Consider the following 11,603-nt stretch of genomic DNA (forward strand, 5'->3'; position numbering starts at 1 on the left):
CGGTGTCATTGCAGCAGCCCTGCCGATCGGTAGTACCTGGCCGCTCCAGGATGCAGCCGTCCAGGGTCCACCTGCTGTACCGTGTTCTCGGCAGAGGTATAACGACCCTGCGCGAACCGCTGTGCCAGTGTCCCCTGATGCCGGTGGATGGCCTCCGCCAATCGGTACGCCAGGTCGTCCGGCAGATCGGCGCGGGTCAGGATCAATGACCAGAGGCCGACCGACTCGATCGATTGCGTCTGGCCGCGATAGGTCCCCGCCGGCACGCTCATCCTGCGCAGGTGCGGATGCCGTTTCAGGATTGCCTCGATCTGTGCGCCGGTCGGGGCGATGAAGCGCGCGCCGGTAGCGCTGTCGGCGAGCCTGACGAAACCGGGCCAGGCAATCCCGGCGCCCCACAGCGCATCGGCCCGGCCGCTCAACACCAGCCGCGGGCCCTCAGCGGCCTTGTCCAGGATCAGCTCGACGAAATCCCCGTCGGACGTCAGGCCGAGCCCATCCAGCACGTCGCGGGCGAGGATCCGCAGACCGGACGCCCGGGTACCGAAGGCGATCGGCCGGCCCCTGAGATCGTCGATCGAGCGGTGCGGCGAATCCCCGGACACGGCGAACAGCCCGGGGTTGGGGTACATCACGCTAAGGATACGCAGGCCATGCGCCTGTTGCGCCGGGTCCTCCAGCACCTGGCGCGCCGCATTGCCTTCTACCAGCGCCAGATCAACGCGTCCCTGGTCCAGCAGCTGCAGATTCTCCCGGCTGCCACGGCTCGCGACCGGCTCGATCCGCCACCCCTCGCCCGCGGCGTTCAGGACCTCGGCGAACTGTGCGCCATACAGCTGAAATCCCCCACCCGGCGTCGCGGTCGCCAGACTGACGTCGACCACCGAATCGCCTCCCGGCTTCGCGTCTGCATGAGCCAGGGGCAAAACCGCCAGCGCGATCAGCTGCAGCCGGGCAATCCAGGCTTTCCATCCGATGTGCATGGGTACGCTCCTCGCCGGCACCATCGGATACAGCATAGCGTCGACCACCACGATCGTCAGGCACTGGACGGTTCAGCCTTTCAGTTCCGGGCGGTCTATACCCCAGCGTTTGATGCGCGAAGCCAGCGTCGTGGGTTTCACCCCCAGGATCTCGGCCGCCCCTCCCGGCCCGAACACCTTCCCCCCGCTCCGCTGCAGTGCCTGTCGAATCGCCGCGCGGTCACGTTCGCGCCGCTGGTGCTCGGTCAACAGGCCGTCGGTCGGCACCGGCGTGACCGTCGCCGGTCGCTGGGGGACGTGCTGGACCTGCGGCAACTCGAGGCGCAGCTGGCTGCCGCGCGAGATGATCACCGCACGTTCCAACACGTTCTCCAGTTCGCGCACATTGCCAGGCCAGTCGTATGCCTGCAGCCGCTGCACATCGGCGGTCGTCAGACGCAGCGGGTCGCGACCGAACCGCCGGCAGGCGTTATGCAGGAAATGCGATGCGAGCAGCGGAATGTCTTCCGGGCGTTCGCGCAGCGGCACCGAGGTGATCGGAAAGACGTTGAGCCGGAAATACAGATCCTCCCGGAAACGTCCTGCGGCGACCTCCTTGCCGAGTTCGCGGTTGGTCGCCGCAATGATCCGCACATCGACGCTCAGGGTCTGATCGCTGCCGACCCGTTCGAACTGACCTTCCTGCAGCACACGCAACAGCTTGCTCTGAAGCTCGAGCGGGATCTCGCCGATCTCGTCGAGGAACAAGGTACCGCCGTCTGCCAGTTCGAAGCGACCGGCGCGATCGCGCAATGCGCCGGTGAAGGCGCCGCGCACGTGACCGAAGAACTCGCTCTCGAAGAGCTCACGTGGCACCGCCGCGCAATTCACCCGGATCAGGGGTCGCGCGCTGCGCGCGCTGCTTTGATGGATCGCGCGCGCGATCAGTTCCTTGCCGGTACCGGACTCCCCGACGATCAACACCGCTGCATCGGTTGGGGCCACCATCTCGATCTTGTGGATCGTGCGGCGCAACGCCTCGCTACGGCCGACGATCTCCTGGTAATTGTGATCACCGCGGATCTCCTCCTGCAGGTAGGCGTTTTCCATCTCCAGGCGCTGTTTCAGCCGTTCGAGCTCGTCGAGCGCCTGGTGTAGTCGGCGCTCGGTCTCCTTGCGTTCACTGACGTCGCGAAACACCACGACCGCACCGACCAGTTCACCGCCCTGGCGGATCGGAGTACTGGTGTATTCGACCGGGATCGGGCTACCGTCTTTGCACCAGAACACTTCGTTCTGTACCTGGTGAACGGCACCGTCCTTGAACGCCGCGTAGATCGGGCAGTCGCCCACCGGGTAATGGCTGCCATCGGCATGCGTGTGGTGCAGCACACGGTGCATGTTCTCGCCGACCAGTTCGGCCGCCGAGTAACCCAGCATGCGCTGCGCAGCCGGGTTCACGAAGGTCGTCGTGCCCTCGGTGTTGACGCCATAGATCCCCTCGCCGGCCGCCTGCAGGATCAACTGGTTTTCTTGCTCGATCTCCTCGAACAGGCGCTGCACACGGCGCCATTCGGACAGACCGCGACGCACGAACTCGTTCGCCTCGCTCGCCGCCTGCTGATGGTCCTGATGCTCGATGTCGCGCAACGCCAGCAACAGGGCCGCACCGTTGCGTGTCTGCACGCGCGTGGCACGGCAGGTCACCTCGCGCACCCGGCCATCGAGGGTGTGACATTGGAGGGCATCACTCCAGCCGCTGCCCTTCTCGAGTACCGCCTCGGTGAACACGATCAGTTCGGCGGTCTGCTCACCAAACAACCGGCTCGGCACCAATCCGTGCAGGTCGTCACTGCCACAACCCAGAAGCGTCCGACATTCGGCGTTGGCGGCGAGCAGCCGATCGGCGAACGGATCGATCAACGCCTGGGCCTCCGGCGAATGTTCGAACAGATCCGCCGCCGGCAACATGGCTGCGTCCACGCCGTCGCGCATCAGGCACTTCTACGCAATTGCGTAGGCAACGCTACGCAGACGCGCGAATCACGCAAATGCGTAGCGCTATGGATTGCGTTGGGACGCGTGGCAATCCTCATCTTTTCAGCCATTTAGCGTGAACTCTCCCGGTTGGCACGGTGCCTGCCTAGGTACTGATGGCCGTGGACGGCCCTGACCGCATCGTGATGTCGCCTGTCGGCGGAACGCACCGTATCGGTGCGCACACCGCCCCATCATGCGCATCCATGCGCCGAAATCGGTCCATCGGTGCGCCGCATTCGCGCGAATGCGGCGTCCAGCCGAATACGAGCAGGGGTTGTGCCAATCGTCGGCAGCCGTGCCACAGCGAGTTTCTTGCAACGTTGGTTTAGGGGAGAGCGATGTCTTTCAAAAGTCTGGGAAACCCCTTCGATGGGGAATCCGATCTCACGCATGGCCCCGGTTGTTCCTGTCCGATCTGCGTTTTCGCGCGCGAACAGGTGCAGGCGGAGTACGAGTGTTCAGAGACGGAACTCACCGAACGATTGGAACGAGCGGTGTTCGAGGAGGTGGACCAGCCGCAGAGGGATATGCCGCTGCAGGCCGCGACGCGGGTCGGTGACCGCGTGCCCGAAGACCGCACGCTGGACTCACCCGAAGACGTCATGGACCGGGTGATCGAAAGCGCGGTGGTGCGTTCTGTGTTCGGCCATCACGAGCCCAGCCGACGCCAGTTCATGCGCATGATCGGCGGCGGCACCATGGCCGCGATCTTTGGCGCGATGTTCCCGATGGAAGCGGCCAAGGCCGCAATCAAGGAGACGCTCGGCAAGCCGGAGAAGGCGAAGCTCAAGATCGGCTTCGTACCGATCACCTGCGCGACGCCGATCATCATGTCGCACCCGATGGGTTTCTACTCCAAGTACGGACTGGATGTCGACGTGATCAAGACCGCGGGCTGGGCCGTTGCGCGCGACAAGTCCCTTGCGGGTGAATACGACGCGTCCCACATGCTGACGCCGATGCCATTGGCGATGTCGATGGGTGCCGGGTCGACCGCGATGCCGTTCCGCATGCCGCTGGTCGAGAACATCAACGGCCAGGCGATCGTGTTGCACGTCAAGCACAAGGACAAACGTGATCCCAAGCAGTGGAAGGGCTTCAAGTTCGGTGTGCCGTTCGACTATTCGATGCACAACTTTCTGCTGCGCTACTATGTCGCGGAACATGGCCTGGACCCGGATCAGGACATCCAGATCCGCGTCGTGCCACCGCCCGAGATGGTCGCCAATCTACGCGCCGGCAACCTCGACGGATACCTTTCCCCCGACCCGTTCAATCAACGCGCGGTGTGGGAGAAGGTCGGCTTTCTGCACACGCTGACCAAGGACATCTGGGAGGGGCATCCCTGCTGCGCCTTCGCGTGCTCGGAAAAGTTCACGGTCGAGCTGCCCAACACCTACGGTGCGTTGATGAAGGCGATCGTCGACGCGACGGCCTATTCGCAGAAGCCCGAGAACCGACTTGAGATCGCGAAGGCGATCGCGCCGAAGAACTATCTCAACCAGCCCGAGCCGGTGATTGCCCAGGTGTTGACCGGCAAATACGCGGACGGCCTCGGCAACGTCAAGAACGATCCCAAGCGAATCGACTTCGATCCGTTCCCGTGGCATTCGATGGGCGTCTGGATCCTTACGCAGATGAAGCGCTGGGGTTACATCAAGGGCGATATCGACTACAAGAAGATCGCCGAAGAAGTCTACCTCGCCGCCGATGCCACGCGCATCATGCACGACCTCGGATACGACGCGCCGGATCATACCTATGAGAAGTACACGATCATGGGCAAGGAGTTCGATCCGGACAACGCCGAGGCGTACGTCAACAGCTTCGCCATCAAACGCGTTTGAGTCCAATGGACCGGGGAGGCACGCCCTCCCCGTATGAGGTTTTTCGATGCTGCAATCACTCAACCTGCGCGCCGCCCTGGTTTCGATCGGCATCCTGGTACTCGTTCTCGGCGTATGGGAGATCCTGAATCGTCCGCCGGAATCCAGCCAGGCACTGACCGAATACGAGATCCTGATGGGCGGTGCCGACCAGGAGGCGCGCGTCCCGCCGCCATCCGATGTCGCCAGACTGGCGTTCGAGGAACTGTCCAACCCGTTCTACGACGCGGGCCCCAACGACAAGGGCATCGGAATCCAGCTCGCCTATTCGATCTACCGCGTGCTCGCGGGCTATCTGATCGCCGCGCTGATTGCCATCCCGATCGGCTTCCTGATCGGCATGTCGCCGCTGATGTACAAGGCGCTCAATCCGTTCATCCAGGTGCTTCGGCCAATCTCGCCACTGGCGTGGATGCCGCTGGCATTGTTCATCATCAAGGATTCCGAGGCGTCGTCGATCTTCGTGATCTTCATCTGCTCGATCTGGCCGATGCTGATCAATACGGCGTTCGGCGTCGCCGGTGTACGCAAGGACTGGGTGAATGTCGCGCGCACCCATGAACTGTCACCGCTGCGTACCGCGTTGACAGTGATCCTGCCTGCCGCCGCTCCAACCATCCTAACCGGCATGCGCATCTCGATCGGTATCGCCTGGCTGGTGATTGTCGCCGCCGAGATGCTGGTCGGTGGTACAGGGATCGGCTACTACGTGTGGAACGAATGGAACAACCTCGACCTCGCCAGCGTGATCTTCTCGATCCTGATGATCGGTCTGGTCGGCATGGTGCTCGACCTCGTGTTGTCCGCCGCCACCCGCCTCGTGCAGTACGAAGAGTGAGACGGTCACCATGAACAGACATTTCCTCGAGATCGAGAACCTGAGTCGTCGCTTTCCCGGCAAAGAAGGAGAACTCACCGTCTTCGAGCACGCGAACTTCAGCATCGACAAGGGCGAGTTCGTCTGCATCATCGGCCATTCGGGCTGCGGCAAGTCGACCATCATGAACGTGCTCGCCGGATTGGACGCACCAACCGAAGGCAACGTGTTCATGGACGGCCAGGAAGTGGCAGGTCCCAGCCTCGATCGTGGCGTGGTGTTTCAGAACTACTCGCTGCTGCCGTGGTTGAGCGCCCTGCACAATGTGACCTTTGCGGTGCGTTCGCGTTGGCCTGGCTGGAGCAAGGAACAGGTACGCGCACACAGCTACAAGTACCTGGAGATGGTCGGCCTGGGCGGCGGTGCGGAACTGCGCAAACCGGCGCAGCTGTCGGGAGGCATGCGTCAGCGCGTATCGATCGCACGGGCATTCGCGATCCAGCCCAAACTGCTGTTGCTCGACGAACCCTTCGGCGCCCTCGATGCCTTGACGCGCGGCACCATTCAGGATGAGTTGCTTAAGATCTGTGATGCGACCCACCAGACGGTTTTCATGATCACCCATGACGTCGACGAGGCGATCCTGCTGGCGGACCGCATCCTGTTGATGACCAACGGCCCCTATGCGCGGGTCGCCGAGTCCGTCAAGGTCGACCTGGCAAAGCCGCGGCTGCGCGGCCAGATCATTCACGATCCCGGCTACTACCCGATCCGCAACCACCTCGTCGACTTCCTGGTACGGCGTTCCGAGGAACTCTCCGGTGCAACCCAGCTGGATCGGCAAAATGACGACCCGGCGGCACCGCCGGTCGAGGTGAACCCGGCGCTCGATGCCGCGGCCTCGATGTCCGGACCCGCTCGCAACAGTGTGCGTGCAGGATGATTCCCCAACACGATGACCGAGAGACCAATCGATGACAGCCTGTCCGACAGAATCGTCCGCACTGCATCCGCCCACCGCCGAGCCTGCCGGCGACGGCCGCGTACCCGTCACTGTGCTGACCGGGTTTCTGGGTGCCGGCAAGACCACGCTGCTGAACCGTATCCTGACGGAGCGGCACGGCAAGCGCATCGCGGTGATCGAGAACGAATATGGTGAGATCGGCATAGACCACGAGCTGGTCGTGCAGTCCGATGAAGAGATCTTCGAAATGAACAACGGCTGCATCTGCTGCACCGTGCGCGGCGATCTCATTCGTATCCTCGGTCGATTGATGCGGCGTAGACAGCGCTTCGATCACATCATCATCGAGACCACCGGCATGGCGGACCCCGGACCGGTTGCGCAGACCTTCTTCATGGACGACGAAATGAAGGCCAAGCTGCGGCTCGACGCGATCGTCACGCTGGTCGATGCACGACACGTGCTGCAGCATCTAGACAGCGACGAATGCCATGCGCAGCTCGCCTTCGCCGACGTGATCGTGCTGAACAAGATCGACCTGGTCGACGCCGAAGCGCATGCAGTACTCGAACAACGGATTCGCCAAGTCAACCGCCTCGCCCAGATCCATCCCGCGGCTTACGGAGCCGTCGCGCTCGATCGTCTGCTCGACATCCGCGCCTTCGACCTCGCGTCCCGCACTGCCGAGCAGCCCGAGTTTCTGCAGGAAGAGCTGCCGTTCGAATGGGCCGGCGTGTACGACCTGGTTGTAGGACGCTATCAGCTGGATCTGCAACCCGGCCCCGATCCGACCATCGATCTGGTGCTCGACGGGCCCGGCCTGGAGCATCCGGGCGCGTTTGATGCCAGCAAGCGCGCCGCGATGCTCTCGTACTCCGCGGATCCGTGTCCGCTGGTCGAAGCAGCGTCGCTCGTACCCGACCGGCGACTCTACCGGCTTGCAATAGACCCGCTCACGGGCGCACACCCATCGATCGAGATCCGCGCGAGCGGGCGCTACGTGTTGTTCAGCCAACACCTTCCCGAGGAATTCGCGCTGTCATTGCGCGACGCTGCCGCAGTGTCGCTGACGCCCACCGCGACGTACCGCTACGCCAGCCCGCACAGCCACGACACCAGCGTCGGCTCGGTGGGTCTCCGTGTGCAGGGCGACCTCGACCCGGCACGGTTCGAGACCTGGATGGTCGACCTGTTGCGGCGCCGCGGGGCCGACATATTCCGTACCAAGGGGGTGCTGAGCATCGCCGGCGACGACCACCGGTTCGTTTTCCAGGGTGTGCACATGCTGTTCGACGGACAGGCTGGCCGGGCATGGGAACAGGACAGCCTTCGCGAAAGCCAGCTCGTCTTCATCGGCCGTGACCTGGATCGAGCGGCACTCAGCGACGGACTGAACGCATGTCTGGCCTAGCTGCTGTCCAGGACCCCGCCCCGTTCGGCGTCCACGGCACGCTGGCGGTCGAGGACGCGGTCACCACACTGGCGTGGCGACCCGACGGCAGTGCGTTGTACGTCGGCAATGCAGCGGGCGGCCTGCGCTGCCTCGACGCCCACGGCGCCACCCGGTTCGCATGGCAGGCGCACCAGGGCGGCGTCACCCGGATCGCCTTGCAACCGGGCGACCCCGAGGTGCTGGCGACCGCCGGTGAAGATGGCCGTGTCGTGCTCTGGAACGCAAACAGCGGGGAGCAGACCGCCGTGCTGGCCAGCGAGAATGGTTGGGTCGAGCACCTCGCCTGGACGTCCAACGGCGAGGTCCTGGCGGCCGCAGCGCGCAGGACCATCTCGCTGTGGCGTGGCACCGAGTCTCTCGGGGTCTGGTACGACGCGCGCCGGCAGGTGCTGGCGATGTCTTGGGCGCCTGATGGTCGACGGCTCGCGACCGCCGCGAACAAGGGCCTGTATCTCTGGCACCTGGACTACGCCGGTGAGGACGGTGCGCAACCGATGCAGCTGTTGAGTTTTCCCGGCGCACCGATCGCACTCGCCTGGCAACGTGACAGCCGCGCGCTGGCGGTCGGCACACAGGACGGCTATCTGCAGGTGTGGCAGCCCGCCAGGCCCGACCGGGGCGGATCACAGGGCAAGGCCCGCCAACTGACGATGCGCGGGTACCCCGGCACGGTGGATTGTCTCGCCTGGCACCCGCGCCGCGCGTTGATCGCGACCGCCGGGGGCCACGACGTGGTCCTTTGGGAGATGCCCGCCGCCGGACAGAACGCACGCGGGCGCCCGCTGCGCCATCACCGTGAAACCGTGACCGCATTGAACTGGTCCGGCGACGGCGAGTACCTGGCCTCGGCCGATCGCGGGGGCCGCCTGTGCATCTGGAACCTGGACGGCGACGCGGTTTTCAGCCTGCGGGCCGGCAACGAGGTCACTGCGTTGACCTGGCGATCCGATGGCAGCGCGCTGGCCGTCGGCGACATCGACGGCGGAATCTCGCTGCTCCACAGAGATCCCTCGACCAACCCAACGACTACTGCACCCATCGATTAGGAGGCGCACCTTGAACAAAGACGACATGACGCTGGCCATCCTGGCCGCCCGCAAGAAGCTCGGCATGAGTTGGGAAGATCTGGCCGCCAAGGCAGGGCTCGCCCCGGTCTTCGTGACATCGGCGTGCCTCGGCATGAACAGCCTCAAACCGGAATACGCCGACAAGGTGGCGGCGGCGCTTGGCCTGGATGCCGAACTGAGCGAGGCGTTGCGGCAGTTTCCGCACAAGAAGTGGGACCAGATCGTCCCGACCGATCCTGTGATCTACCGCCTGTACGAGATCGTCGGTGTGTATGGCGAGACGATCAAGGAGATCATCCACGAGAAATTCGGCGACGGGATCATGTCGGCGATCGACTTCTCGATGCACATCGACAAGGAACAGAACCCGGCCGGCGACCGCGTCGTGGTGACCATGAACGGCAAGTTCCTGCCCTACAAATCCTGGTGAGCACTTCGCCCATCCACGCAACTTCGAGGTACACAGTCATGACCCATGCACACGCACTGTTCGCTGAACGTCGCGCCCGCCTGAGCGGCGGCGCCGCGGTCGCCCTGACCCTGGCAACCCCGCTCGCACACGCTCATCACGCCATGGGCGGTGCGATGCCAACCACCTTCGGCGAGGGCCTGATATCCGGGATCGCTCACCCGGTGATCGGCCTCGATCATCTGGCTTTTCTGGTCGTCGCGGCACTGCTCAGCGCGACGCTGAGTGGACGCGCCCGCTATCTCGCACCGTTGGCATTCGTCGTCGCGACGATCGCCGGCACCCTGTATCACCTCGGCGCCCATGAACTGCCGCTGGCCGAGACGGTGATCGCACTGTCGGCGCTGCTGGGCGGCGTCGCGGTAATGCTGAGAGGCAGCCTGCCCGCATTGATGACAGGCGTGGCGTTCGCCGTGATCGGCATCTTCCACGGCTATGCCTACGGCGAATCGATCATCGGTGCAGAGCAGACGCCGCTACTGTCCTACCTGGTCGGTTTCGGCCTGGTCCAGTACGCGATCATCGTCGGCGGCGCGCTGCTGTCGAGTCGAATCACCGCACAATCGCGCCAGTGGCAGCAGCGCGTGGCACGGTTCGGTGGCGGCTTTGCCGCGGCGATCGGTGTGCTGTTCCTCGGCCTCCAGCTCGCCTGACCCGTACCCTTCGGCCCGCCGCGCCGGTGTTCGGTGCGGTATGGGCCGTGGCGGCGTCAGCGATAGTCCCCGTCCGCCTAGAGACAGATCGATAAGGTCCTCACTCCCCAGCCCGGCTGCGAACATGAACGAGCTGATACCGGCAACCGGGCACGAACCCGACAGCGTTGGCAACCTTGCGAGTGCGCTTTCCGAGTTGGAACTGTCGCAAGCGGCATCTGATATTCCTCGTCCAGGGAATCGAGAAGAAGATGTCAGAATAATTTACAAATTTTTTTATCCGCGACGGTGCAATGCCGAAAAGCTCTAAATAACATAGTGTATTAGCAACATTGGCCTTGATATTGCTTGGCGCCACTCAACGCTTTGTCGAATGCAATGCACAACGCTATTCGATTTGGTGAACGTGTCGTGCCGGTAACTTCTCGCACCGCGCACGAACTTCGCGGAAAGCGGAAGAGTAAGTAGTGAACAAGAACAAGAAACCCGAGACGAGGCGATCTGTTTATCCCGCCTGTACCTGTCGCCAGGTTGCGCAGCGATCCGCTTGCGCCTTTGTTCCGGTCCGCTGCTTCGATCTATTGATGATTGCATAGAGTAGCGGTTTGATGACATCCCATCGTTTGAGCTGGTTGGCTCTCCCCATACTGGCTGTCGCGTGCAGTTTGGCATCGGCAAGCCCTATAGATCTCTCCCAGTTCGATACCGTCGACAGCACGGTCGTTGTGTTCGGACCCGACAATGCATCTGCCACGGTCACTGAAGACGACATCGACTTCTTGGCGCCGGTCGGCCTTTGGGATTTAGATCTGGCGATACCGGCGGATGCCGACCTCCTGCGCTTCAGCTATGAACTGGTCGTGCCCGCTGATAATGAAGACTACTTCGATTTCTACTTCGGCGATCTTGCCGGCCCTCATCTGTCCTTCGGTGGCTACGAAGGCGTGTACAGCGGCACGGTCGAAGAGAGCCTGACGGCGTACCGCGGTGGCACCTTGGCGCTCGCGTTCGCGCTCAGTTTCGGTTTCGACGATTTTGGATTCGATTCAATCCTCACGATCAGCGATGTCGAGATATCGCAGCGCGAACAGGTGCCCCTACCGGCTAGCATCGTATTGCTCAGCGCAGGACTGATTGGTTGGCGCACTGCGCGCCGATGAACCAGCGCATGTGCATCGCAATGCGCTACCAGGGATTATTTCTACGAGCTCACGCCTGAACCGGCCAGATCGGGCACGGCGTGCGCGCCGTCGTCTCAGCCGAGGCATCGCTAGCCAGACAAGGGAGTGGAT

10 protein-coding genes are annotated in these 11,603 nt (G+C 63.3%); 8 read left to right on the top strand and 2 right to left on the bottom strand.

Annotation, left to right across the window (positions count from 1 at the left end):
• Positions 1-5: 5 nt before the first annotated feature.
• Entirely contained in the window at positions 6-983 is a 978-nt protein-coding gene (locus H6955_00385; GenBank protein MCP5311977.1) for a TAXI family TRAP transporter solute-binding subunit, read from the bottom strand.
• Between the two features lie 72 nt (positions 984-1,055).
• The gene (locus H6955_00390; GenBank protein MCP5311978.1) at positions 1,056-2,957 is read right to left on the bottom strand and encodes a sigma 54-interacting transcriptional regulator; all 1,902 of its coding nucleotides are present in this window, start codon (positions 2,955-2,957) and stop codon (positions 1,056-1,058) included.
• Positions 2,958-3,340: 383 nt separating this feature from the next.
• Between H6955_00390 and H6955_00395 the strand changes: the two genes are divergently transcribed.
• The 8 genes from H6955_00395 (at position 3,341) to H6955_00430 (ending at position 11,471) form a co-directional block, all read left to right on the top strand.
• Positions 3,341-4,849 carry an ABC transporter substrate-binding protein gene (locus tag H6955_00395; GenBank protein ID MCP5311979.1) on the top strand — a complete coding sequence of 503 codons (1,509 nt, stop codon included), beginning with the start codon at positions 3,341-3,343 and terminating at the stop codon, positions 4,847-4,849.
• A gap of 46 nt (positions 4,850-4,895) precedes the next feature.
• Positions 4,896-5,726, top strand: coding sequence for a nitrate ABC transporter permease (gene ntrB, locus H6955_00400; GenBank protein ID MCP5311980.1), 831 nt, complete (start codon positions 4,896-4,898; stop codon positions 5,724-5,726).
• 10 nt (positions 5,727-5,736) lie between these two features.
• The gene (locus H6955_00405) at positions 5,737-6,648 is read left to right on the top strand and encodes an ABC transporter ATP-binding protein (GenBank protein MCP5311981.1); all 912 of its coding nucleotides are present in this window, start codon (positions 5,737-5,739) and stop codon (positions 6,646-6,648) included.
• 31 nt (positions 6,649-6,679) lie between these two features.
• Complete coding sequence (locus tag H6955_00410; protein ID MCP5311982.1) at positions 6,680-8,080, top strand: GTP-binding protein; 1,401 nt, start codon at positions 6,680-6,682, stop codon at positions 8,078-8,080.
• On the top strand, positions 8,068-9,168 hold the full coding sequence (locus H6955_00415) for a hypothetical protein (GenBank protein MCP5311983.1): 1,101 nt from the start codon (positions 8,068-8,070) through the stop codon (positions 9,166-9,168). Before H6955_00410 ends, H6955_00415 begins: the two co-directional genes overlap by 13 nt.
• A gap of 25 nt (positions 9,169-9,193) precedes the next feature.
• A complete protein-coding gene (gene cynS / locus H6955_00420; GenBank protein MCP5311984.1) occupies positions 9,194-9,619 on the top strand; it encodes a cyanase in 426 nt (141 codons plus the stop codon).
• 38 nt (positions 9,620-9,657) lie between these two features.
• Entirely contained in the window at positions 9,658-10,311 is a 654-nt protein-coding gene (locus tag H6955_00425; GenBank protein MCP5311985.1) for a HupE/UreJ family protein, read from the top strand.
• Between the two features lie 665 nt (positions 10,312-10,976).
• The gene (locus tag H6955_00430; GenBank protein ID MCP5311986.1) at positions 10,977-11,471 is read left to right on the top strand and encodes a hypothetical protein; all 495 of its coding nucleotides are present in this window, start codon (positions 10,977-10,979) and stop codon (positions 11,469-11,471) included.
• Positions 11,472-11,603 lie beyond the last annotated feature (132 nt).

This window comes from Chromatiaceae bacterium (assembly GCA_024235395.1).
GTDB lineage: Bacteria > Pseudomonadota > Gammaproteobacteria > Chromatiales > Chromatiaceae > Thiosocius.

Excerpts from the sequence above, each read along its gene's own strand:
- H6955_00410 (MCP5311982.1), top strand. The coding sequence starts at position 6,680 with ATGACAGCCTGTCCGACAGAATCGTCCGCACTGCATCCGCCCACCGCC.
- H6955_00405 (MCP5311981.1), top strand. The coding sequence starts at position 5,737 with ATGAACAGACATTTCCTCGAGATCGAGAACCTGAGTCGTCGCTTTCCC.
- H6955_00425 (MCP5311985.1), top strand. The coding sequence starts at position 9,658 with ATGACCCATGCACACGCACTGTTCGCTGAACGTCGCGCCCGCCTGAGC.
- cynS (MCP5311984.1), top strand. The coding sequence starts at position 9,194 with ATGACGCTGGCCATCCTGGCCGCCCGCAAGAAGCTCGGCATGAGTTGG.
- ntrB (MCP5311980.1), top strand. The coding sequence starts at position 4,896 with ATGCTGCAATCACTCAACCTGCGCGCCGCCCTGGTTTCGATCGGCATC.
- H6955_00395 (MCP5311979.1), top strand. The coding sequence starts at position 3,341 with ATGTCTTTCAAAAGTCTGGGAAACCCCTTCGATGGGGAATCCGATCTC.
- H6955_00390 (MCP5311978.1), bottom strand. The coding sequence starts at position 2,957 with ATGCGCGACGGCGTGGACGCAGCCATGTTGCCGGCGGCGGATCTGTTC.
- H6955_00385 (MCP5311977.1), bottom strand. The coding sequence starts at position 983 with ATGCACATCGGATGGAAAGCCTGGATTGCCCGGCTGCAGCTGATCGCG.
- H6955_00415 (MCP5311983.1), top strand. The coding sequence starts at position 8,068 with ATGTCTGGCCTAGCTGCTGTCCAGGACCCCGCCCCGTTCGGCGTCCAC.